The organism is Streptomyces sp. A5-4 (assembly GCF_051131715.1).
Lineage (GTDB): Bacteria > Actinomycetota > Actinomycetes > Streptomycetales > Streptomycetaceae > Streptomyces.
The window spans coordinates 5,118,823-5,140,402 of the sequence record NZ_CP178591.1 but is presented as its reverse complement, the minus strand read 5'-3'; the positions used below and the strand labels follow the sequence as shown (position 1 = coordinate 5,140,402).

At 72.3% G+C, this 21,580-nt stretch carries 23 protein-coding genes; 5 read left to right on the top strand and 18 right to left on the bottom strand.

Features of this window, described 5'->3' with window-relative positions:
• Window positions 1-67 precede the first annotated feature (67 nt).
• Window positions 68-988, bottom strand: coding sequence for a polysaccharide deacetylase family protein (locus ACLLJJ_RS24075; RefSeq protein ID WP_434595163.1), 921 nt, complete (start codon window positions 986-988; stop codon window positions 68-70).
• Between the two features lie 109 nt (window positions 989-1,097).
• Here ACLLJJ_RS24075 and ACLLJJ_RS24070 point away from each other — a divergent pair, with 109 nt between their 5' ends.
• Window positions 1,098-2,306: a class I SAM-dependent methyltransferase gene (locus ACLLJJ_RS24070; RefSeq protein ID WP_434600504.1), complete on the top strand. Its 1,209-nt coding sequence runs from the start codon at window positions 1,098-1,100 to the stop codon at window positions 2,304-2,306.
• A gap of 66 nt (window positions 2,307-2,372) precedes the next feature.
• Here ACLLJJ_RS24070 and ACLLJJ_RS24065 read toward each other — a convergent pair whose 3' ends face one another.
• The 5 genes from ACLLJJ_RS24065 to tsaB all read right to left on the bottom strand — a co-directional run bounded on the left by ACLLJJ_RS24065 (window position 2,373) and on the right by tsaB (window position 5,789).
• Entirely contained in the window at window positions 2,373-3,008 is a 636-nt protein-coding gene (locus ACLLJJ_RS24065; protein WP_434595160.1) for a hypothetical protein, read from the bottom strand.
• Between the two features lie 226 nt (window positions 3,009-3,234).
• Window positions 3,235-3,501, bottom strand: a complete 267-nt coding sequence (locus tag ACLLJJ_RS24060; RefSeq protein ID WP_434595157.1) for a hypothetical protein — start codon at window positions 3,499-3,501, stop codon at window positions 3,235-3,237.
• Entirely contained in the window at window positions 3,498-4,631 is a 1,134-nt protein-coding gene (tsaD, locus tag ACLLJJ_RS24055) for a tRNA (adenosine(37)-N6)-threonylcarbamoyltransferase complex transferase subunit TsaD (RefSeq protein ID WP_434595154.1), read from the bottom strand. The genes ACLLJJ_RS24060 and tsaD overlap by 4 nt, the downstream gene beginning before the upstream one ends.
• Window positions 4,624-5,118 (bottom strand): ribosomal protein S18-alanine N-acetyltransferase, encoded by a 495-nt coding sequence (gene rimI, locus ACLLJJ_RS24050; RefSeq protein WP_434600503.1) that lies wholly within the window; start codon window positions 5,116-5,118, stop codon window positions 4,624-4,626. The genes tsaD and rimI overlap by 8 nt, the downstream gene beginning before the upstream one ends.
• A 17-nt stretch (window positions 5,119-5,135) precedes the next feature.
• Window positions 5,136-5,789 carry a tRNA (adenosine(37)-N6)-threonylcarbamoyltransferase complex dimerization subunit type 1 TsaB gene (gene tsaB / locus ACLLJJ_RS24045; protein ID WP_434595151.1) on the bottom strand — a complete coding sequence of 218 codons (654 nt, stop codon included), beginning with the start codon at window positions 5,787-5,789 and terminating at the stop codon, window positions 5,136-5,138.
• Between the two features lie 192 nt (window positions 5,790-5,981).
• Here tsaB and ACLLJJ_RS24040 point away from each other — a divergent pair, with 192 nt between their 5' ends.
• Window positions 5,982-6,521, top strand: a complete 540-nt coding sequence (locus ACLLJJ_RS24040) for a hypothetical protein (RefSeq protein ID WP_434600502.1) — start codon at window positions 5,982-5,984, stop codon at window positions 6,519-6,521.
• A gap of 64 nt (window positions 6,522-6,585) precedes the next feature.
• Here ACLLJJ_RS24040 and ACLLJJ_RS24035 read toward each other — a convergent pair whose 3' ends face one another.
• The 7 genes from ACLLJJ_RS24035 to ACLLJJ_RS24005 all read right to left on the bottom strand — a co-directional run bounded on the left by ACLLJJ_RS24035 (window position 6,586) and on the right by ACLLJJ_RS24005 (window position 12,971).
• Window positions 6,586-6,759, bottom strand: a complete 174-nt coding sequence (locus ACLLJJ_RS24035) for a hypothetical protein (protein WP_434595149.1) — start codon at window positions 6,757-6,759, stop codon at window positions 6,586-6,588.
• A gap of 127 nt (window positions 6,760-6,886) precedes the next feature.
• On the bottom strand, window positions 6,887-7,447 hold the full coding sequence (tsaE, locus tag ACLLJJ_RS24030) for a tRNA (adenosine(37)-N6)-threonylcarbamoyltransferase complex ATPase subunit type 1 TsaE (protein ID WP_434595146.1): 561 nt from the start codon (window positions 7,445-7,447) through the stop codon (window positions 6,887-6,889).
• Window positions 7,419-8,654 carry an alpha/beta fold hydrolase gene (locus tag ACLLJJ_RS24025; RefSeq protein WP_434595143.1) on the bottom strand — a complete coding sequence of 412 codons (1,236 nt, stop codon included), beginning with the start codon at window positions 8,652-8,654 and terminating at the stop codon, window positions 7,419-7,421. The genes tsaE and ACLLJJ_RS24025 overlap by 29 nt, the downstream gene beginning before the upstream one ends.
• A gap of 91 nt (window positions 8,655-8,745) precedes the next feature.
• Window positions 8,746-9,900, bottom strand: a complete 1,155-nt coding sequence (alr, locus tag ACLLJJ_RS24020; RefSeq protein WP_434595140.1) for an alanine racemase — start codon at window positions 9,898-9,900, stop codon at window positions 8,746-8,748.
• A gap of 267 nt (window positions 9,901-10,167) precedes the next feature.
• Entirely contained in the window at window positions 10,168-11,613 is a 1,446-nt protein-coding gene (locus ACLLJJ_RS24015; protein ID WP_434595138.1) for an NAD(P)H-hydrate dehydratase, read from the bottom strand.
• A gap of 55 nt (window positions 11,614-11,668) precedes the next feature.
• The gene (locus tag ACLLJJ_RS24010; protein WP_434595135.1) at window positions 11,669-12,037 is read right to left on the bottom strand and encodes a holo-ACP synthase; all 369 of its coding nucleotides are present in this window, start codon (window positions 12,035-12,037) and stop codon (window positions 11,669-11,671) included.
• Between the two features lie 142 nt (window positions 12,038-12,179).
• A complete protein-coding gene (locus ACLLJJ_RS24005; RefSeq protein ID WP_434595132.1) occupies window positions 12,180-12,971 on the bottom strand; it encodes a hypothetical protein in 792 nt (263 codons plus the stop codon).
• Window positions 12,972-13,264: 293 nt separating this feature from the next.
• Here ACLLJJ_RS24005 and coaA point away from each other — a divergent pair, with 293 nt between their 5' ends.
• Both coaA and ACLLJJ_RS23995 read left to right on the top strand, forming a co-directional pair.
• The gene (gene coaA, locus ACLLJJ_RS24000; protein ID WP_434595130.1) at window positions 13,265-14,254 is read left to right on the top strand and encodes a type I pantothenate kinase; all 990 of its coding nucleotides are present in this window, start codon (window positions 13,265-13,267) and stop codon (window positions 14,252-14,254) included.
• A 43-nt stretch (window positions 14,255-14,297) separates the two neighbouring features.
• A complete protein-coding gene (locus ACLLJJ_RS23995; protein ID WP_434595127.1) occupies window positions 14,298-15,242 on the top strand; it encodes a DUF389 domain-containing protein in 945 nt (314 codons plus the stop codon).
• On the opposite strand, the gene glmM is transcribed toward ACLLJJ_RS23995, so the two are convergent.
• From glmM to ACLLJJ_RS23975, 4 genes are all read right to left on the bottom strand, one after another.
• Window positions 15,239-16,597, bottom strand: a complete 1,359-nt coding sequence (gene glmM, locus ACLLJJ_RS23990; RefSeq protein ID WP_434595124.1) for a phosphoglucosamine mutase — start codon at window positions 16,595-16,597, stop codon at window positions 15,239-15,241. The two genes, ACLLJJ_RS23995 and glmM, sit on opposite strands and share 4 nt — an antisense overlap.
• Before the next feature lie 149 nt (window positions 16,598-16,746).
• Window positions 16,747-17,280 (bottom strand): 30S ribosomal protein S9, encoded by a 534-nt coding sequence (gene rpsI / locus ACLLJJ_RS23985; RefSeq protein WP_283521076.1) that lies wholly within the window; start codon window positions 17,278-17,280, stop codon window positions 16,747-16,749.
• Window positions 17,281-17,324: 44 nt separating this feature from the next.
• Complete coding sequence (rplM, locus tag ACLLJJ_RS23980; protein WP_283521075.1) at window positions 17,325-17,768, bottom strand: 50S ribosomal protein L13; 444 nt, start codon at window positions 17,766-17,768, stop codon at window positions 17,325-17,327.
• A gap of 316 nt (window positions 17,769-18,084) precedes the next feature.
• Window positions 18,085-19,704: an ABC-F family ATP-binding cassette domain-containing protein gene (locus ACLLJJ_RS23975; RefSeq protein ID WP_434595119.1), complete on the bottom strand. Its 1,620-nt coding sequence runs from the start codon at window positions 19,702-19,704 to the stop codon at window positions 18,085-18,087.
• 123 nt (window positions 19,705-19,827) lie between these two features.
• Here ACLLJJ_RS23975 and ACLLJJ_RS23970 point away from each other — a divergent pair, with 123 nt between their 5' ends.
• A complete protein-coding gene (locus tag ACLLJJ_RS23970) occupies window positions 19,828-20,742 on the top strand; it encodes a hypothetical protein (protein ID WP_434595117.1) in 915 nt (304 codons plus the stop codon).
• Here ACLLJJ_RS23970 and truA read toward each other — a convergent pair.
• Complete coding sequence (gene truA / locus ACLLJJ_RS23965; RefSeq protein WP_434595114.1) at window positions 20,710-21,567, bottom strand: tRNA pseudouridine(38-40) synthase TruA; 858 nt, start codon at window positions 21,565-21,567, stop codon at window positions 20,710-20,712. The genes ACLLJJ_RS23970 and truA overlap by 33 nt on opposite strands.
• Window positions 21,568-21,580 lie beyond the last annotated feature (13 nt).

Here is a 21,580-nt window from a genome sequence, read left to right as displayed (position 1 = left end):
TGCGCGCACCCGGTGAGCAGGAGCGCACCGGCCGCCACAAGTCCGGTCAGCAGCCGGTGCGCGTGTCTCACAGGTAGTCCTCCAGTTTGGCCACGGCGTACCCCTTGTCGGTGATCGTCTTCATGACCCGGCGAATCATGTCGGGCATGGAGCCCTTCCAGTCGCCGCGGCCACGGAAGTGGGTGAGGACGATGTCACCGGGGTGCAGGTCGCGGTCCCACTCCCGCCACTCCATCCGATCGGGAAACGCCTCGGCGGCCCACAGGGGCACGGCCTTGACGCCGCAGGACCGGGCGGCGCGCAGGGTGTCGGCGTTGTAGTTGCCGTACGGCGGCCGGAAGAGCGGGGGCCGCTTGCCGAACTGCTTCTTGATGACGGCCTGCTGGCCGCAGATCTCGTGCTTCTGCTGCGCGTACGAAAGGCCGGGCAGGTAGCGGTGGTTGAGGGTGTGGTTGTGCAGGGAGACACCGCGGCCCTGCATCTTCCTGAAGTAGTCGTAGTCCCCGCGCGCCAGGTAGTCGCTGAGGAAGGCGCTGTACGGGATGTCCAGCTCGGTCATCATCCGCAGCAGCTCGGGGTCCTTCTCCGCGCCGTCGTCGATCGTCAGGAAGACGACCCGCTCCTTGACGGGGACGGTGGTGAAGACCGGCGGCATTCCGGCCCCGGCCCCGAAGCCCTTGCGGGTGGTGATGCGGGGTTTCCGCGCGGGCGGCGCGGGCGCGGCCAGCGGGACCTTGTCGAGGCGCCACTTCTTCGCGGCGGCGACCCGCACGGTTTGGGCGCGCCGGATCGCCTCCGCGTACGCGGCGATCGAGCCGGCGGGCCCGGCGGGGAGCGCCTGTCGTGGCTGGCCGGGGGCGGGGTGCGCCGCCTTCCGGCCCGTTGCCGCCGGCTCGGTGCCGGCGCAGCCGGAGCCGATCGCGGTGACCAGGAGCAGAGCCAGGGCCATCAGGCCCGTACGGCGCCTCTTGGCCCCATTTCTTGTCATTTCTTCTTTTTGTCGTACTAGTTGCATGGCGCTGGATCCTGTCAGCGCGCGGGCCCGCGACCCGGCCGACACCGCGACGCGGCGCGCGCCGTCCCCCGGCTGGCCCACAATTGACCGGGTGAACGCCCTCGATCCCCCCGATGCCCTGGAATCCTTCGTCGCCCTGCGCACCGAGGAGGGCCGCGCCCTGCTCGCCGCGCTCCGCGACCACAGCCCCGCCGAGGAACTGGCCACGGCGACCCGGCTGCGCCGCGATCATCCGGCCGCGCTGGTCTCGGCGGCGCTGGGCCAGGCACGGCTGCGACAGCGGGCGGTGGCGAAATTCGGCGCGGAGGACGCGTACCGGATGTTCTTCACACCGAACGGCGTCGAGCAGGCCACCCGTACCGCCGTCGCGACGTACCGCGCGGAGCGCTTCAGCGCGCTGGGCGTGCGGAGCGTGGCCGACCTGTGCTGCGGCATCGGCGGCGACGCCATCGCGCTGGCCCGCGCCGGGATCTCGGTGCTGGCCGTCGACCGTGACCCGCTGACGGCGGAGGTCGCCCGCGAGAACGCGGCGGCGCTCGGCCTGTCCGCCCTGATCGAGGTCAGGTGCGCGGACGTCACCGGCATCGACACCGCCCCGTACGACGCGGTCTTCGTCGACCCGGCGCGACGGGGCGGCCGGGGGCGCATCTTCGACCCGGAGGCGTACTCGCCCCCGCTGTCCTGGGCGATCGAGGCGGCCCGTACGCCCGCACACGCCGCGCTCAAGATCGCTCCGGGCGTTCCGCACGAGGCGGTCCCCGACGACGCGGAGGCCGAGTGGATCTCGGACGGTGGGGACGTGAAGGAGGCGGTGCTCTGGTTCGGCACGGCCCCCAGGGCGATCCGGGCCACCCTCCTCCCCGGCCCGCACACCCTCACCGGCACCGGGCTGCCGGACCCCGCGCCGGGCCCGGTCGGCCGCTATCTGTACGAGCCGGACGGCGCGGTCGTGCGCTCGCACCTGGTGGCGGAGGTCGCCGAGCAGGTCGGCGGCCGTCTGATCGACGAGACGATCGCGTACATCACGGCGGACGGGCTGCATCCGACGCCGTACGCCACGGCCTACGAGATCACAGACCGGATCCCCTTCGGCCTGAAGAGGCTGAAGGCGCTGCTGCGGGAACGCGAGGTCGGGATCCTCACGGTGAAGAAGCGGGGGTCGGCGGTCGAGCCGGAGGAACTGCGGCGCCGGATGAAGCTTCAGGGGCGGAATTCCGCGACGGTCTTCCTGACCCGGGTGGCGGGCGCCCCGACGATCCTGATCGGGCACCCGGTGACGGCGGGCGGCTAGCTAGCGCCTGCGGCGGGCTCCGGGAAGGGGCGGGATGGGGAACAGGCCCGCCGCGTCCGCCGCCCGCTATGCCGCCCGTACCGCCCGGGCCAGCCCCCGCAGCGCCCACCGGTAGTGCCGCACGGCCTTCGCCGCGCCGATCAGCCCCGCCACCCACAGCAGCGCCCCCAGCCCGATGAAGAACGCCGCGTCGGCGTACGTGTCGGCGCCCGCCCGAGCCCCCGCCGCGAACCCGAACGACGCCCACAGGCCCAGCCCGCACATCAGCAGCGAGGGCAGCATCCACGCCAGGCTCAGTCCTGGCGCACGCCAGCGCGCGTCGTCTCCGAAGCCACCGTGCCCCTCCCCCACCGCGGCCCACTCGACCAGCAGTGAACGGATCGCGCGGTCGCGGCGGACGCTCACGCCCAGGAAGATTCCGGCGGTCACCATGCCCGCGAGCCCGACCGCGCCGACGGCAGCCCCGAGCGTCACGGTGATCGGGTCGGTGACCCCGACGAACGCCTGGAGCGCCACCCCGACCACGCCCCAGCCCGCCAGCACGCCCGCCACCAGGCCCCAGAAGCCCGCCAGCCGCCCCGGACCCAGGTAGCGCCGACTCAGCTCGTCCATGGCCCTCCCCCGGTCCGCCCGCATGGCATCCCGGTCGGGCCAGGCCCGTAGGTGGGCGGGCGGTGGTGGTGGTGGTGTACGGCGTGACATGCGGCCGAGATTACCGACCGGCCCCCGCAGCCGGGACACGGGCTCCTGCGCCGCCGCGGCGCCCCCACCCCGGCTCCGCCTGCCCGCGAGGCGGCGGTACGAGCGTCGCCGCCGGCCGCGGACGCGGGCAGAGCCGCCGCAGCTGGCCGGAGCGGCCCGTGGGTGGAGCCGACCGAGTCCTACGACCTCGTGGAGCAGCCCGACACGATCGTCGAGGGACGGCCGGTCAGGGCGCGGGGGTGACCTCGACGGACTCGAAGCGCCACCGGTGCACGGCCCGGCTGATCAAGTGGTCGGCGGGCTCGGGCAGTTCGGGCAGGTCCGCGTCGAACGGCTCGTCCCACCAGGTCAGCACCAGCACCCGGTCCTGCGGCGCCCGCAGGACCTCGCGGCGTTCCGGCTCCGCCGCGAGCACTTGGGCGTGCACCCACTCCAGTAGTTCGGGGCCCTTGCCGTCGACGGCGCGGGCCTCCCACATCAGCGCGACGGTCATGAGTACAGGTTGTCCTTACTGATCTCGTGCACGTGATCGTGGCTGTGCTCATGACCGTGACCATGCCCGGCCCCATGGCTGTGCGCACGCCCCGGCACGTGCGGCTCGGTGACCGGCAGCGACGAGTCCGCCGACAGGTCCCAGTCCGACGGCGCCCGGTTGCGCTTCACCATCTCCGCGCCCAGCGCCGCCACCATCGCCCCGTTGTCCGTGCACAGTCCTGGCCGCGGCACCCGCAGCCGGATACCGGCCCGCTCACAGCGCTCCGCCGCGAGCGCCCGCAGCCGGGAGTTGGCGGCCACACCGCCGCCGATCATCAGGTGGTCGACCCCCTCGTCCTTGCAGGCCCTGACCGCCTTGCGGGTCAGCACGTCGACGACCGCCTCCTGGAAGGACGCCGCCACATCGCGCACCGGCACGTCCTCGCCTGCCTTGCGCTTCGCCTCGATCCAACGGGCGACGGACGTCTTGAGCCCCGAGAAGGAGAAGTCGTACGGCGCGTCACGCGGGCCGGTCAGTCCGCGCGGGAAGGCGATCGCCTTCGGGTCACCCTCGCGCGCGAGCCGGTCGATGACGGGGCCGCCGGGGAAGCCCAGCTGCAGCACCCGCGCGATCTTGTCGAAGGCCTCGCCCGCCGCGTCGTCGATGGTCGCGCCCAACGGCCGTACGTCGGAGGTGATGTCGGGGGCCAGCAGCAGCGACGAGTGGCCGCCACTGACCAGCAGCGCCATCGTCGGCTCGGGCAGCGGCCCGTGCTCCAGCTGGTCGACGCAGATGTGCGAGGCGAGATGGTTCACGCCGTACAGCGGCTTGCCGAGAGCGTACGCGTAGGCCTTCGCCGCCGAGACGCCCACGAGCAGCGCACCGGCGAGCCCCGGGCCCGATGTCACCGCGATGCCGTCCAGGTCGGTGGCCGCGACCCCGGCCTCCTTCAGCGCGCGCTCGATGGTCGGGACCATCGCCTCCAGGTGGGCCCGCGAGGCGACCTCGGGAACCACCCCGCCGAAGCGCGCGTGCTCGTCGACGCTGGACGCGATCGCGTCGGCCAGCAGCGTGTGGCCGCGGACGATGCCGACGCCGGTCTCGTCGCAGGAGGTCTCGATGCCGAGGACGAGCGGTTCGTCAGCCATGGTGAATCTCGGTTCCTTGTACGGGGTTCGCCGGGTTTCCCGGGTCGGTGAGTCGCATCACGAGCGCGTCGATGTTGCCCGGCTGGTAGTAGCCGCGCCGGAAGCCGATCGGCTCGAAGCCGAAGCGCTCGTACAGCTTCTGGGCGCGCTTGTTGTCGACGCGCACTTCGAGCAGCACCTCGGTGCACTCGAACGCGGTCGCGTGGCCCAGCAGATCGGTGAGCAGCCGGGCACCGAGCCCGGTCCCCCACTGGTCGCGGGCGGCGGCGATGGTCTGTACGTCGCCGAGTCCGCCGACGGCGGCGAGACCGGCGTACCCGACCAGCCTGTCGTTCTGCGCGGGGTCCTCCGCGACCACATAGCGGCGGGTCGCCCGGGGCCCGCGCGCATGGGCGAGCTCCGACCAGAACATGCCCGGCGACCAGGCGTCGTCAGGGAACATCTCGTGCTCCAGGGCGAGGACCGCGTCAATGTCCCACCAGCGCATCTCGCGCAGCACCGCGGTCACCGCGGGGTGACCACCTTGTAGTTCTTGGGCACCTGCGCGTCGGGGCGGCGCAGATACAGCGGCAGCGGCGGCAGGAAGTCCTGCCCCGCAGCCAGCATCCCGGCGGCCAGCGACGCGAGCGCGCCGGCCGACTGGTGCTCGGGGCCGCGCGCGTCGGGGAAGGAGCCGGGGTAGAGGAGCGCCCCGGCGCCGACCACCGGCAGCCCGGCGAGCTCGTCCGCGATGTCGGCGGGCCGGTCGACGGCGGGCTCGGTGACGCGGGTGCGGGCGTCGTCGTAGCGTGCCCAGTAGACCTCCTTGCGGCGGGCGTCCGTCGCCACCACGAAGGGCCCGGTCAGGCCCGACGCGTACGCGAGGCCGTCCAGCGTGCACAGCCCGTGCACCGGCACTCCCAGGGCGAGACCGAAGATCTCCGCCGTGGCGAGACCGACGCGCAGCCCGGTGTACGGGCCGGGTCCGACGCCCACCACCACACCGGTCACGGCAGCGAGTTTCAGACCGGCCTCGGAGAGCACGCGGTCGACGGTGGGCAGCAGCAGCTCCCCGTGTCGGCGCGCGTCGACCTGATCGGCTTCGGCGACGACGGAGCGACCGTCGTGGAGGGCTACGGTGACGGCGGGCGTGGCGGTATCAACGGCGAGCAGGAGCACACAAACAGCCTACGGCCCGCGCACGGGTGGGGGTGTCCGGCCGGACACCCCAGCACGGCGTCCCTTGGCCCCCACCGCCTGCTGCTAACGTCACCCCAAAGCCGCGCGCAGTACGAATATGAGCGCGATTACGAGCGCTGCACGCGCACGAACATGAGGTGGAGCAAGGTGGCAAGGAGCAGCTCGGGAATCGTGGCCGGGCTCACCGCGGCGGCCCTCGCGGCCGTCGCTTTCCTCGCCTACCAGGCGTCGGCGAACGTACCCGCCAACCTCGCGGTGCCCAGCGGTACCCCGTCGGTGAGTGCCTCGCCCAAGGAGAAGGCCGCCGGCAAGGACAAGGGCAAGGGTGCTCTCGCGGTCCCGGCCCAGTCGGGCGCGGGCGTACGGGTCGTCTACGCGCTCGGCGGCAAGCGGGTGTGGCTGGTGGGCGAGCCGGGCCAGAAGCCGCAGACCTTCGAGGTCATGCCGAGCACGGTCAACCCGCCGCCCGGCACCTATCGGGTGACCTCGCGTTCGGGGGCCGTCACCGGCTCGGACGGGGTACAGATCGAGCACGTCGTGCGCTTCACGAACGTCGAGAGTGTGTCGATCGGCTTCAGCTCGGCGGTCGACGGGACGATGCCGACGCCCAATCCGGCCACCAAGACGGGGGGCGTCCGGATGAAGCGGGCGGACGGTGACGCGATGTGGTCGTTCGCCACGGTCGGCGCCAAGATCGTCGTCGTACCGTAGCTCCGCCGCCCCGTCAGGACCGGCCTACGCGGCGTCGCACGCGATTCGGCCTTCCTGGAGCGGCCTACGCGGCGTCGCACCGCTCCTCGGCCGACTCGGCCGGTACGGTGCGGGCGGCCTCTTCGCCCGGCGCGCGTCCGGCTGCCGGCGGGGTGGACACCGCGGTGGCAGCCGCGCACGAGGCCAGCAGGTCACGCATGGACAGAGGCCGTGGCGCTTCGCGGTCTGAAGTCGACATGGATGCCTCCAGGGCTCCGGGAGCAGGCGTGGTTAGGCAGACCTAACCATGTCTCGGTATCCATGTGACCACGCCCGGTACCACCGACGCAACATCTTCCCGACGGCTTGTCGGAAACTACGGAGGATCAGGCGCCCAGAGCCGCCAGGTCCTCCCCCGCCCAGCGCGCGCCCACTCCGGTCAGCGTGACCTCGCGTACGTCGTCGGGGTCGCTCTGCGGGTCACCGCCCTGGGCGTCCCCCATGGTCCGGCCGATGACCACATGCAGCCGGTCGTCGGACAGCTCCTCGACCTTGCCCTCGCCCCACTCCACGACGATCACCGATTCCGGCAGCGAGACGTCGAGATCCAGGTCCTCCATCTCGTCGAGCCCGCCGCCCAGCCGGTACGCGTCCACGTGCACCAGCGCCGGGCCGTCGCCGAGCGAGGGGTGGACCCGCGCGATCACGAAGGTCGGCGAGGTGACGGCGCCGCGCACGCCGAGCCCTTCGCCGAGGCCGCGCGTCAGCGTCGTCTTGCCCGCGCCGAGCTCACCGGTGAGCATCACCAGGTCGCCGGGGCGCAGCAGCTTCGCGAGACTTCGGCCCAACTCCTTCATCAGGTCGGGCGACTTGACGGTGAGGGCGGCGGTGACGGCCGCCGTGGCAGTGGCTCCGGCGTCAGCGGCCGGGCTGTGCGGTTGTTCCATACGAACCCACGGTAGCGGCTGCAGGTACGGCGCCCACGCGGGCCAGCAGGTCCGCGAGCCGGTCGGTGACCACCTCGGGGTGTTCGAGCATGACGAGGTGCCCGGCGTCCGGGACGATCACCAGCTCGGAGTCCGGCAGCAGGTCCGCGATGCCCTCGCTGTGCTCGCTCGGCGTCACCAGGTCCTTGTCGCCAGCCAGCACGAGCACCGGCACCTCGGCGAAGATCTCCAGCGCCTGGGTCTTGTCGTGGTCGAGGAAGGCCGGATAGAACTCGGCGACCACATCGATCGGAGTCCCCTCGATCAGCCGCTCCGCGAACCGCGCGACCGCCGGGTCGACGTCCTTCGAGCCGAAGGAGTACCGCTTGATCAGCCCCGCGAAGAGGTCGGCGGTGGCCCGCCTGCCACGCTCGACGATCTCGGCCTGCGCGCCCAGCGCGTTCAGTACGCGCGGCAGCACCCGGCGCACGGCGTTCATCCCGGCGACCGGCAGGCCGAAGTTGACCTCGCCGAGGTGTCCCGAGGACGTACCGACGAAGGCGACACCGACGACGCGCTCGCGGATCAGCTCGGGGTACTGGTCGGCCAGGGCCATCATCGTCATGCCGCCCATCGAGTGCCCCACCAGCACGAGCGGTCCCTCGGGGGCCGCCGCGTCGATGACCGCGTTCAGGTCACGGCCCAGCTGGTCGATGGTGACCGCCACACCCTGCGCCTGGCCCGCGCCGCGCGCCGACCGGCCGTGGCTGCGCTGGTCCCAGTGGACCGTACGCACCACACCGCGCAGCGCGGCGCGCTGGAAGTGCCAGGAGTCCTGGCTGAGGCAGTAGCCGTGGCTGAAGACGACCGTGACCGCGGCCGGCTCCTTGCGTCCGAAGAGCCGGCGCTTGCGCGGCGCCGACGTGCCGCCGCCCGGCTCGGCCTCGTCCACCTCGTAGTAGATCTCGGTGCCGTCATCGGCAAGGGCCCGTCCCGGCATGCCGCGCAGCGCGCCGTACGGGCCCGCCGAATCCAGCGCGAGCCGCGCCTTCTTGCGCAGGCCCCGGCCGACGGTCAGCCGCTCGATCGCGACACCGGCCGCCGCGCCCGCCGCGACCACGCCGATCGCGGCGCCCGCGACACCCGCCCGACGCCAGTTGCCGGCGGCGACAGCGGTGGCCGCCTCGGACGCCACCTCCACCACGCTCGGCGCGCTGCTCTCGCTCACGGTGCCGTTCTCCTAGCTCTTGAGCCTGGCTTTCGGGCTGATCCTGTGGACCGACCGGCCGGTCCTGGCGACCGGTCGGCGGGGTCCTCGCTCATTCCTCGTTCATATGGACGCGCGGGACCCGCGATCCGATGCGCGTGACAATTTCGTACGCGATGGTGTCCGCCGCCCGCGCCCAGTCCTCGGCCGTCGGCTCGCCCCGGTCGCCGGGGCCGAAGAGCAGTGCCTCGGCGCCCGGCTCCAGCGTGTCGCCGTCCTCACCGAGGTCGACCACGAACTGATCCATCGCCACCCGGCCCGCGATCCGCCGCCACTTGCCGCCGACCAGCACGGGCGCGGTGCCGGACGCGTGGCGCGGGATGCCGTCGGCGTACCCGGCGGGGATCAGGGCCAGTGTCGTCGGGCGGTCCGTGACGTAGTGATGCCCGTAACTGACGCCGTGGCCCGCCGGAACCTGCTTGACCAGCGCCACGGACGCGGCGAGCGTCATCACCGGCCGCAGCCCGAGCTCGGCGGAAGTCCCCAGTTCGGGGCTCGGCGAAACGCCGTACATGGCGATCCCGGTGCGCACCAGGTCGAAGTGCGCCTCGGGGAGTGTGAGCGTGGCCGGGGAGTTGGCGATGTGCCGCACCTCGGGGGCCACACCCTGCTTCTCGGCGTACGCCACGAGCCCGTGGAACAGGGCCAGTTGGGCGGCGATCGAGGGATGGCCCGGCTCGTCGGCGCAGGCGAAGTGCGACCAGAGGCCGGTGACGCTCACCGTGCCTTCCGCCTCGGCGGCGAGGGCGTGACGCACCAGCTCGGGCCAGTCGGCGGGCTGGCACCCGTTGCGCCCGAGCCCGGTGTCGGCCTTGAGCTGCACCCGCGCCGTACGTCCGAGAGCGCGCGCGGCGTCCACCACCTCGGTGAGCGCCCACATCCCGCTGACGGCCACGTCGATGCCCGCTTCGACGGCCGCGCCCCAGGGCCCGCCCGGTGTCCACAGCCAGCACAGCAACGGCCCGTCGAACCCGGCGGCGCGCAGGGCCAGCGCCTCCTGCGGGGTCGCGGTCCCGAGCCAGGTCGCCCCGGCGTCGAGGGCCGCCCGCGCGCAGGGCACCGCGCCGTGCCCGTACGCGTCCGACTTCACCACGGCCATGAGCTGGGCGTGGGGCGCACGGGCACGCAGAACACGAACGTTGGCGCGCAGGGCCGCCAGGTCGATCTCGGCGCGGACGCGCATCGGGGTATGGGTCATCGCGGTCATCGCGCCAAGTGTCTCAGAGCCCTACGACACCCCTGCCGACCAGGAGGCCGAGTCATGCACCGCGCCCGCGAATTCAGCCCGTCGGGCATTCGAGGCCCGGGGGCCGGGGCGGGGCCGGGGCGGGGCCGGGGCGGGGCCCCGCCCCGCCATCTCAGCCCGTCCGGCGCTGGAGGACCGGGGCCCGGGGCGGAGCCCCGGTTTCGGGAAGGGGCGGGACAGCGCCGCAGGCAGCCCGTACCGGAGCCCGCCCACGCCACCCCGCCCCCCTCAGCCGGCCAGCCCCCGCCACACCCCCGGCAACGCCGCCGCCACGTCGTGCGCGGCCACCGGCGCCCCGGACGCCGCCCGGCGGCCCGCCAGGCCGTGCAGGTACGCCGCCACCGACCCCGCGTCCACCGCGTCGAGGCCCGCCGCCAGCAACGCACCCGCGAGACCCGACAGGACGTCACCACTGCCCGCCGTCGCCAGCCACGGCGTCCCCGTCGGGTTCACCCGGACCGGCGCACCCTCCACCCCGCCCGCCGGAGCGACCAGCGTCGTCGAGCCCTTGAGCAGCACCGTCGCCCCGTACATCGCGGCCAGCTCCCGGACCGACACCAGCCGCGCCGACTCCACCTCCTCGCGGGCCACGCCGAGCAGCGCCGCCGCCTCCCCCGCGTGCGGGGTGAGCAGCGTCGGTGCGCTGCGGGCCCGTACCGTCGCGGGGTCCAGCAGGCGCAGCCCGTCCGCGTCCACCAGGACCGGCACGTCGGACGCCAGCACATCGCCGACAACGCCCTCCGCGTCGTCACCGAGCCCCGGCCCCACGACCCATGCCTGGACCCGCCCCGCCTTGCCCGGCGGCCCCGCGTGCACCAGGACCTCGGGGTATCGGGCGATCACCGCGTCCCCGCCCGGCCCCACGTACCGCACGGCCCCCGCCCCGCCCCGCAGCGCCCCGGCCACCGCGAGCACCGCCGCACCGGGGTACCGGGCCGACCCGGCCACCACCCCGACGACACCGCGCCGGTACTTGTCGCTCTCCGCACCCGGCGAAGGCAGCAGCGCCGCCACGTCCGCGTGCTGCAACGCCTCCACATCGGCCTCGACCGGCAGATCGAGCCCGAGGTCGACCAGCCGGGTGGCGCCCACGTACTCCCGGGCCGGGTCGATCAGCAGCCCCGGCTTGTACGTACCGAAGGTGACCGTCGCGTCGGCCCGCACACACGTGCCCCGCACCTGCCCGGTGTCCGCCTCGACCCCGCTCGGCAGGTCGACGGCGACCAGCGCCGCTCCCGCGTCCCGCGCGCTCTGCGCGGCCCGCACCAGCGCCACCGCGTCCTCGCGCAGCCCGCCCCGCCCGCCGATCCCGGTGATGCCGTCGACGAGGAGGTTCGCGCGCGTCAGGGCGGCGTACGGATCCCCCGGCACCTGTCCCCCGGCCGCCCGCAGCGCGGCGAGCCCGCCCGCGTGCGCCCGGTCGGGGGCCAGCAGCACCGCCGCCACCCCCGCCCCGCGCCGCGCGAGCCGCGCCCCCGCGTACAGCGCGTCGCCGCCGTTGTCGCCGCTCCCGACGAGCAGCACGACCCGGGCCCCGTACACCCGGCCCAGCAGCCCCGCGCAGGCCGCGGCGAGCCCGGCGGCGGCCCGCTGCATCAGGGCGCCCTCCGGGAGCCGCGCCATGAGCTCGCGCTCGGCATTCCGTACGGTCTCCACGCTGTACGCACGACGCATCAGAACTCACCCTTCAACAGCTCACCAGCCAAGCCCAGGAACTCCCCCGCCCGATTCACCCTTCCGCGATCACCACCGCGGAAGCCACTCCCGCGTCATGGCTGAGCGACACATGCCACGACCGCACGCCGAGCGCCTCCGCCCGCGCCGCCACCGTCCCGCACACCCGCAGCCGGGGCTGCCCGCTGGCCTCGACGTACACCTCCGCGTCCGTCCAGTGCAGCCCGGCCGGCGCGCCCAGCGCCTTGGCCAGTGCCTCCTTCGCCGCGAACCGGGCGGCGAGCGAGGCGATACCGCGCCGCTCACCGCTCGGCAGCGTCAACTCCGCCGCCACGAACAGCCGCTGCGCCAACTGCGGCGTGCGCTCCATGGACGCGCGGAACCGTTCGATCTCGGCAACATCGATGCCGACCCCAATAATCACGCGCTCACTCAACCGTCATGGGACTGTCCGGATTCATCCCGGCAGCCTACGACGCGGCCCGCTCCCCGCCGGGGACCCGGACAAGACGCGACCCCGCCCCGGCGGAGGTGCCGGGACGGGGTCGGGTTCAACGCGCGTGGTCTCAGCCGAGCTTCGCCACCTGCGCGTCGATGATCGCCTTGGGGAACTCCGCCTTGCCGGTGAGCCCCAGCACGCCGAAGGCCGCGAGGGCGTTGCCCTTGCGCACCGCGACCACCTGGTGGTTGCCGGTCTCCGTGCCGGTCTCACCCTCCATGTCGAACGACAGGTTGAAGGTCAGCGCCTCGTCCCCACCGGTGTAGGCGGGGCCCGGGGCGACCTTGGTGAACTTGGTGTTGTCCTTGTTGGCGAGGTCGGAGCCGTCGGACAGGACGAAGCCGCCTGCGCACGCCTCGCCCGCGGCGCGCAGCGCCGCGAAGGCCTCTTCGGCGCCCTTGCCGTCGTACGAGCCGACCGTGTCGCTGGTGATCGCCCCCTTGAAGACATCCATGGCCGCCTTCATCTTCTCCTCGGGCGAGGCGTCCTTGGCCGGCTTGGCGGGCACCGGCACGAGCTTGCGCTGCGCGGTCGCGCCGGGGGTGCCCATCGGCCGGAACGCCAGGACGTCGACGAACGGCTTGCACTCGGCCTTGTCCGTGCTCGCCCGCTTGCCCGCGACGAGGTCAACCTTGCTGGCCTTGGTGACCCTGTGCTCGGCCTTCAGGTCCTTCGCGGCCAGGACGATCTTGTCCAGCTCGGCCGCCGAGAGGGCCTTCGCGGCGGAACCGCTGTCCTTGCCCTTGTCCCCGGCGGCGGCGCCGTCCTCGGCCTTGTCCGCCCCGCAGCCGCCGACCAGCAGGGTCAGCGAGAGCGCGGAGACGGCAACGGCGGTACGGCGGGCCATGGTGCGACGCATCGAAATTTTTCCCTCTGGGTCAGTCCGGATCGGTGAACAACGTTCCCCCCGCGCGAAGTTCACTCGACCGGTGACACGCGGAAACTGTTGCGAGCCCTGAATCTAAGGCCTGGACCCGCCCGATGATCAACGAATATTCGGCGCCCGCGAGATCGTGACGCCCACGACATCCCAGAGGCATCCAATCGAGACCCGTTCCGCTACAACCTTCGCCCGCACCCTCCACGGACGGCCTTCGCCCACGTGACCGAGCACACCACCCACTCCGGCCCCGTACCCCCGACAATGTTCCTGTGATCACTTCGGCGCCACGCAACACCCCCCGCCGGGCGGACGCCTCCCCCTATCTGGACCTCAGCCGGGCGGAGTGGAGCGCCCTGCGCGAGAAGACCCCGCTGCCGCTGACCGCACAGGAGCTGGAGCGGTTGCGCGGGCTCGGCGACGTCATCGACCTGGACGAGGTGCGGGACGTCTACCTCCCGCTGTCCCGCCTGCTCAACCTCTATGTGCAGGCCACCTCGGGCCTGCGCGGCGCCCTCAACACCTTCCTCGGCGACGCGGGCAACGGGCACGGCTCGCAGCGCGGCACCCCCTTCGTCATAGGGGTCGCCGGAAGCGTCGCCGTCGGCAAGTCCACCGTGGCCCGGCTCCTCCAGGCGCTGCTCGCCCGCTGGCCCGAGCACCCGCGCGTCGAGCTGGTCACCACCGACGGTTTCCTCCTCCCGATGGAGGAGCTGGAGCGGCGCGGCCTGATGGCACGCAAGGGCTTCCCCGAGTCGTACGACCGACGCGCCCTCACCCGCTTCGTCGCCGACATCAAGGCGGGCAAGGACGAGGTCACCGCGCCCGTCTACTCGCACCTGAAGTACGACATCGTGCCGGGCGAGCGCCTCACCGTCCGCCGCCCCGACATCCTGATCGTCGAGGGCCTGAACGTCCTGCAGCCCGCCCTCCCCGGCAAGGACGGCCGCACCCGGGTCGGCCTGGCGGACTACTTCGACTTCAGCGTGTACGTCGACGCGCGCCCCGAGGACATCGAGCAGTGGTACCTCAACCGCTTCCGCAAGCTGCGCGCGACGGCCTTCCAGAACCCGTTCTCGTACTTCAGGAAATACACCCAGGTCTCCGAGGACGAGGCGATGGAGTACGCCCGCACGACCTGGCGCACCATCAACAAGCCGAACCTCGTGCAGAACGTGGCCCCCACCCGCGGCCGTGCCACTCTGGTGCTGCGCAAGGGCCCCGACCACAAGGTCCAGCGGCTGTCCCTGCGCAAACTCTGACGAGTCCCCAAGCCCACGATCGCCCCGAACCGGGAGCCCGCACGTGCTGCACCTGCGTCTGATGATCCCGGCCGACCGCACCGAGGAGGTCGTCGGCCTCGTCGAGTCGACCGTCGGCGCGACCCACCTCGCCGTCGTCCCCGGCGCGTCCCGCGACCCCCGGGGCGACCTGGTGATGTGCGACGTCGCCCGCGAGGCCGGGGACGAGCTCATCGGCGCCCTGCGCGGGATCGGCATCGCCGAGTGCGGCTCGATCGCCGTCGAGAACATCGACCTGTCGCTGTCCGCCCGCGCCGACCGGGCCGAGGAGGACGCGCCGGGCGAGGGCGCGGACGCGGTGCTGTGGGAGCAGCTCGCGGACGCCACGCACGAGGAGTCCACACTCAGCGCCACCTACCTGGCGTTCCTGGCGCTGGCGACGATGATCGCCGCCTGCGGTGTGGTGCTCGACAACGCGATCCTGGTGGTGGGCGCGATGGCCGTCGGCCCGGAGTTCGGCCCGCTCGCCGGTCTCTGCACGGCGATCGTGCGGCGCGCCCCGCGGCTGGCCCTGCGTTCGGCGATCGCGCTGATCGCGGGCTTCGCGGCGGCGATGGCGCTGACGGTCGCGTTCAGCTTCTTCATGGACGCGGTCGGCCTGTTCACGGAGGCGAAGCTGGAGGGCAAGCGGCCCAACACCGGCTTCGTGTACGCCCCGGACTGGTTCTCGTTCGTGGTCGCGGTACTGGCAGGCGCGGCCGGGATGCTGTCGCTGACCTCGGCCAAGTCCGGCGCCCTGGTCGGCGTCGCCATCTCGGTGACGACGGTGCCCGCCGCCGCCAACGCGGCGATCGCCCTCAGCTACGGGGACCTGGGCCAGACCTGGGGTTCGTCCAAGCAGCTGCTGCTGAACCTGCTGGGCATCGTCGTCGCGGGCACGCTCACGCTGCTCGTCCAGAAGTACTTCTGGACCAAGCAGCGCGAGCGCACCGCGCGAAAGACGATCTAGCCCAGCGCCGACTTCACGACATCGGCGAGCCTTCCGGCCACCGCCTTCGCCTGCTCGATGTCGGCCGCCTCGACCATGACCCGCACCAGCGGCTCGGTGCCCGACGACCGCAGCAGGACCCGGCCCGTGGCGCCCAGCTCCCGCTCCGCGTCGGCGACCGCGGCCGCCAGCTCGGCGGAGGTGTTCACACGCGACTTGTCGACGTCGGGGACGTTGATGAGGATCTGCGGCAGCCGCGTCATGACCCCGGCGAGATCAGCGAGCGTACGACCCGTCGCGGCGACCCGCGCGGCCAGCATCAGGCCGGTCAGCGTGCCGTCACCGGTCGTCGCGTGGTCCAGGACGATCACGTGCCCGGACTGCTCGCCGCCCAGCGCGTATCCCTCGGCCTTCATCGACTCCAGTACGTACCGGTCGCCGACCGCGGTCTGCACGAGGGCGATGCCCTCGCGCTCCATCGCGATCTTGAAGCCGAGGTTCGACATGACGGTGCCGACGACGGTGTCCTTGCGCAGCTGTCCGGCCTCGCGCATGGAGAGCGCCAGGACGGCCAGGATCTGGTCGCCGTCGATCTCGTTGCCCGCCGCGTCCACCGCGAGGCAGCGGTCGGCGTCGCCGTCGTGCGCGATGCCGAGGTCGGCGCCGTGCTCGACGACGGCGGCCTGCAGCAGCCCCAGGTGCGTGGAGCCGCAACCGTCGTTGATGTTGAGGCCGTTCGGGTCGGCACCGATGGTGATGATCTCCGCGCCGGCCCGGGCGAAGGCCTCGGGAGAGACACGGGAAGCCGCGCCGTGCGCCTCGTCGAGGACGACCTTCAGGCCATCGAGCCGGTTGGGCAGGACGCCGATCAGGTGCGCGATGTACTGGTCGAAGCCGGACGCGTAGTCCGCCACCCGGCCGACGCCGGACCCGGTCGGCCGCGCCCAGGGAGCGCCGGTGGTGTGCTCCTCGTACAGCGACTCGATGCGGATCTCCAGCTCGTCGGCGAGCTTGTGACCGCCGCGCGCGAAGAACTTGACACCGTTGTCCGGCATCGCGTTGTGGCTGGCCGAGAGCATCACGCCGAGGTCCGCGCCGAGCACACCGGTGAGGTACGCGACCCCGGGTGTGGGCAGCACGCCGACGCGCAGGACGTCCACGCCCGCGCTCGCGAGGCCCGCCACGACGGCGGCCTCCAGGAACTCCCCGGACGCACGGGGGTCACGCCCGACCACTGCTGTCGGCCGATGGCCCTCGAACGTGCCCCCCTCGGCGAGTACATGCGCCGCAGCGACCGACAGACCGAGCGCGAGCTCGGCTGTCAGGTCCGCGTTGGCGACGCCGCGCACACCGTCCGTGCCGAAGAGTCGTCCCACTGGTGTCCTCCGAAAAGCTCCGAAAAAAAGTCTCTTGGGTGCCCGAAACCGTTGTACGCCGGGCATGCCGATAAACGAACGCCCCGGCAGCACGAAATGTGCCGCCGGGGCGAAACGTCTTGATCAGCCGAGCAGGTCGAGCAGACGGACTAGCGCTTGCTGTACTGCGGGGCCTTACGGGCCTTCTTGAGACCGGCCTTCTTGCGCTCGACCGCACGGTCGTCACGGCAGAGGAAGCCGGCCTTCTTCAGCGGGGCGCGGTTGTTGTCCACGTCCGCCTCGTTCAGCGAGCGGGCCACGCCGAGGCGCAGGGCGCCGGCCTGGCCGGAAACGCCGCCACCCGAGATACGGGCGACAACGTCGTAGCGGTTGTCGAGCTCGAGCACCTTGAAGGGCTCGTTGACTGCCTGCTGGTGCACCTTGTTCGGGAAGTAACCCTCAAGGGTGCGACCGTTGATCTTCCACTTGCCGGTGCCCGGGACGATCCGGACGCGGGCGATGGCGTTCTTACGACGGCCCAGACCGGCGGCCGGCTGCGGGTCGCCGAAGCGGCCCGCCATCGACTCGCTGGTGTACTCGCCGTCGACCGGCACCTCGGACTCGAAGGTGGTGACCTCGGCGAAGGTCTCTTCGGCCTCGGGCTCGGTGCCCTCGGCGGGGGTCTCAACAGTGGACTCGGCCACGATGCTCCTCAGAATTCTTTACGTCTTAGGGGGTGTGGCCGGAACTACTGCGCGACCTGGGTGATCTCGTACGGAACCGGCTGCTGAGCAGCGTGCGGGTGCTGGTCGCCCGCGTAGATCTTCAGCTTCGAGAGCACCTGGCGACCCAGGGTGTTCTTGGGGATCATGCCCTTGATGGCCTTCTCTACGGCCTTCTCGGGGTTCTTCGCCATGAGCTCGTCATAGCGGACAGAACGCAGACCGCCCGGGTAACCGGAGTGGCGGTAAGCCATCTTCTGGGTCTTCTTGTTGCCGGAGAGGTGGATCTTCTCGGCGTTGATGATGACGACGAAGTCGCCCATGTCCATGTGCGGGGCGTAGATCGCCTTGTGCTTGCCCCGCAGGAGGATGGCGGCGGTCGTCGCCAGACGGCCCAGGACGATGTCCTGCGCGTCGATGATGTGCCACTGGCGCGTGACATCGCCGGGCTTGGGGCTGTACGTACGCACGGTCGTAGCCTTCGCTTCTTCAGAGTGAGGATCCCCGGCTCGGTGAGGAGCATGGGGACGGGTCCTGACAGGTCGCCCGGACGATCACGACAGCCTTGGCCGCATTCGGGGACGCAACCCGTCTGCATGCCGCTGGTCATCGATCCGGTCGGCCGGCGTAAGGGCCCCTCGCGTGAGAACGACCAAGCCAATACGCATAACGAACTGGAAGCTTACCTGCGCCACCCGTACGGGTCAAAACGCAGCCCCGTGCGGCTCCCCGGGCGCCTCTCGCGCCCCACCGGGCGGCGGGCGCGCGGCGCCCCGCGGGCCTCCGCTACCGCGCCCGGTCCACCCGTCGCTCGTCCCACACCGGCTCCGTGGTCTCCCGCACGACACCGTCCGACCCGAACACCAGGTACCGGTCGAAGGCCTTCGCGAACCACCGGTCGTGGGTGACGGCCAGCACCGTCCCGTCGTACGCCTCAAGCCCCTCCTGGAGGGCCTCCGCCGACTCCAGGTCCAGGTTGTCCGTCGGCTCGTCGAGCAGCAGCGCGGTGGTGCCCTCCAGCTCCAGCAGCAGGATCTGGAAGCGCGCCTGCTGGCCGCCCGAGAGCTTCTCGAAGGGCTGGTCGCCCTGGCGCTCCAGCTCGTAGCGGCGCAGCACCGACATCGCACCGCCCCGGTCCTTCGCGTGCTCCGTCCACAGGATGTCGACGAGCGTGCGCCCCAGCAGCTCCGGATGCGCGTGCGTCTGCGCGAAGTGCCCCGGCAGGACCCGCGCGCCCAGCTTCCACACCCCCTTGTGCTTCACGTCCTCGCCGGCGAGGAGCCGCAGGAAGTGCGACTTCCCCGAGCCGTTCGACCCCAGTACGGCGACGCGCTCCCCGTAGTAGACCTCCAGGTCGAACGGCTTCATCAGACCGACGAGCTCAAGCCCCTCGCAGGTCACCGCCCGCACCCCGGTACGGCCCCCGCGCAGCCGCATCCTGATCTCCTGCTCGCGCGGCGGCTCGGGCGGCGGCCCCGCGTCCTCGAACCGCTTGAAGCGGGTCTGCATCGCCTTGTAGCGCGAGGCCATGTCGGGGCTGATCGCCGCCTGGTTCCGCAGCCGCAGCACCAGCGCCTTCAGCCGGGCGTGCTCCTCCTCCCAGCGCCGCTTGAGCTCCTCGAACCGCGCGAAGCGCTCCTTGCGCGCCTGGTGGTACGTACCGAAGCCGGCGCCGTGCACCCACACGTCGGTACCGGCCGGCCCCGGCTCCAGGCTCACGATCTTCTCCGCCGCCCGGGCCAGCAGCTCCCGGTCGTGGGAGACGAAGAGGACCGTCTTACGGGTCTCCTTCAGCTGCCCCTCCAGCCACCGCTTGCCCGGCACGTCCAGATAGTTGTCCGGCTCGTCGAGCAGCAGCACCTCGTCGGGGCCGCGCAGCAGCGCCTCAAGGACCAGCCGCTTCTGCTCACCGCCGGACAGCGTCCGCACCTCGCGCCACTGGGCCTGCTCGTACGGCACCCCGAGCCCGGCCATCGTGCACATGTCCCAGACCGTCTCGGCCTCGTAGCCCTGCGCCTCGGCCCAGTCGCTGAGCGCCTGCGCGTAACTCATCTGCGTGGCCTCGTCGTCCCGCGTCATCATCGCGTGCTCGGCCGCGTCGACCGCGGCGGCGGCGGCCCTGATCCGCGGCTGCGCGACCGAGACCAGCAGGTCCCGCACGGTCCGCTCGTCGCGCACCGACCCGACGAACTGCGACATCACGCCGAGCCCACCGCTCACCGACACCGAGCCGCCGTGCGGCTGGAGCTCCCCCGCGATCATCCGCAGCAGCGTGGTCTTGCCGGCGCCGTTCGCGCCCACCAGGGCGACCACCGCACCCTCCCCCACCCGGAACGAGGCGTCGGCGAGCAGCACCCGCCCGTCGGGGAGGTAGTACTCCAGATGCGCAGCCTCAAGATGTCCCATGCTCCGCATTCTGACCGTCGACCGGCCCATCGCCCAACCGGATTAGGATGCGCACGATCGCTGTGCCGTCCCGGGGGACGCGGGCACGGCACGGAGCGGCACGACACGGCGGGGTGAAGGTCAGTGAGTTTTGGGCAAGGGGGACCGTCCTGGGGAGGCCCCGGGGGGCAGCGACCCGATCCGTACGCGGCGGAGCGACCCGACGCGTACACGTCGCGGACCACGGACGACACCCCGGACTGGGCGGCACTGGCCGACGCGTCGGCCGCGCGCGCCCGGCGCAGGAGGTGGATGTACATCGGCGGCGGCGTCCTCGCGACGGCGGTCGTCGGCGCGATCGTCGCGACAGCCGTGGTCTCGGCGGGCAACGGCTCCACCGACAACAGCAACTCGGCGAGCAGCCTGCCGAGCCCCGAGACCCTGCCCACGGAGAGCGCCGAGCCCGGCCCGTCCTTCTCCTCGCAGGCGCCGCCGCCCCCGCCGAACCCCAAGGACTTCATCTCCAGCGCGAAGAAGGACAAGGCACCGCTCGGCGCCGACACCCTCTTCCCCGGCGAGAAGCTGACGATGGCGAACAACCGCGTCTACGCCCAGGGCGCCACGAACCGCACCACGAGCTGCGCCGCCGCCACCCAGGGCGCGCTCGGCCCGGTACTCGCGGGCAACGGCTGCGACCAGGTCATCCGCGCGACCTACAGCAGGGACGGCGTCGCCGTCACCGTCGGCGTGGCGGTCTTCGACACCGAGGCGCAGGCCCAGAAGGCCAAGCAGCAGGCGAACGGCGGCCTCGCGTCCCTCCCCGGCTCCGGCGTCCCCACCTTCTGCCGGGGCGGCTCGGTCTGCCGCAAGACCACCAACGCGTACGGCCGCTACGCCTACTTCACCGTGGGCGGCTTCACCAACGGCAAGAACGTCACCAAGGCGGACAAGGACGTCTTCACGACCGGCGACGACGTCGCCGAGTTCACCTTCCGCCAGATCCACCGGCGCGGAACCGCCCAGGCGTCAGCAGCAGCCACCGCTCCCGCCGGGCAGTGACCGCATGTTGCGGGCCTCGCGACTGCGCGCGGCCAGCAACTCGTCGGCGGGGTAACCGACTTCCTCCAGGGTGAGGCCGTGCGGACGTACGACATGGACGGCCGAGTCCCGTACGCCCGCCGCCAGCACCTTCCCCGGCCACTCCACCGGCCGGTGCCCGTCGCCGACGAACAGCATCGCGCCGACCAGCGAACGCACCATGTTGTGGCAGAAGGCGTCGGCCCGCACGGTCGCCGTGATGATCCCGTCCGCGCCGCGCTCCCAACTCAGCTTCTGGAGCGTGCGGATGGTCGTCGCGCCCTCGCGCTTCTTGCAGTACGCCGCGAAGTCGTGCTCCCCGAGCAGCCGCTCGGCGGCGGCGTTCATCGCGTCCACATCCAACGGCCAGTCGTGCCACAGCACATGACCGCGCAGCAGCGGATCGACGCCGCCCACGTGGTCCGTCACCCGGTACGCGTAACGCCGCCAGATCGCCGAGAAGCGCGCGTTGAAGCCCGCGGGCGCCTCGGTCACCCTCCACACCCGTACATCGTGCGGAAGCCGCCCCGCGAGCCGCCTGGGCAGCTTCTCGCGGTGCTCCTCCCACACGTCGGCCGCCACATCGAACTGCGCGACCTGGCCGCGCGCGTGCACGCCCGAGTCCGTGCGCCCGGCGACGGTCAGGGCGACCGGCTCGGCCAGCCGCATGACGGTGCTCAGCGCGGACTCCAGCTCGCCCTGCACGGTCCGCCGCTCCCGCTGCTTCGCCCAGCCCGAGAAGTCCTTCCCGTCGTACGAAAGATCCAGCCGCACCCGTACGAAGCCGGGCTCCACGTCATCGCTCACCAGTGAATCCTCT

Bases quoted from the DNA above. Each gene is read 5' to 3' on its own strand.
- ACLLJJ_RS24075 (WP_434595163.1), bottom strand. From the start codon at position 988: ATGACAAGAAATGGGGCCAAGAGGCGCCGTACGGGCCTGATGGCCCTG.
- ACLLJJ_RS24065 (WP_434595160.1), bottom strand. From the start codon at position 3,008: ATGTCACGCCGTACACCACCACCACCACCGCCCGCCCACCTACGGGCC.
- ACLLJJ_RS24060 (WP_434595157.1), bottom strand. From the start codon at position 3,501: ATGACCGTCGCGCTGATGTGGGAGGCCCGCGCCGTCGACGGCAAGGGC.
- tsaD (WP_434595154.1), bottom strand. From the start codon at position 4,631: ATGGCTGACGAACCGCTCGTCCTCGGCATCGAGACCTCCTGCGACGAG.
- rimI (WP_434600503.1), bottom strand. From the start codon at position 5,118: ATGCGCTGGTGGGACATTGACGCGGTCCTCGCCCTGGAGCACGAGATG.
- ACLLJJ_RS24035 (WP_434595149.1), bottom strand. From the start codon at position 6,759: ATGTCGACTTCAGACCGCGAAGCGCCACGGCCTCTGTCCATGCGTGAC.
- tsaE (WP_434595146.1), bottom strand. From the start codon at position 7,447: ATGGAACAACCGCACAGCCCGGCCGCTGACGCCGGAGCCACTGCCACG.
- alr (WP_434595140.1), bottom strand. From the start codon at position 9,900: ATGACCGCGATGACCCATACCCCGATGCGCGTCCGCGCCGAGATCGAC.
- ACLLJJ_RS24015 (WP_434595138.1), bottom strand. From the start codon at position 11,613: ATGCGTCGTGCGTACAGCGTGGAGACCGTACGGAATGCCGAGCGCGAG.
- ACLLJJ_RS24005 (WP_434595132.1), bottom strand. From the start codon at position 12,971: ATGCGTCGCACCATGGCCCGCCGTACCGCCGTTGCCGTCTCCGCGCTC.
- ACLLJJ_RS23975 (WP_434595119.1), bottom strand. From the start codon at position 19,704: ATGGGACATCTTGAGGCTGCGCATCTGGAGTACTACCTCCCCGACGGG.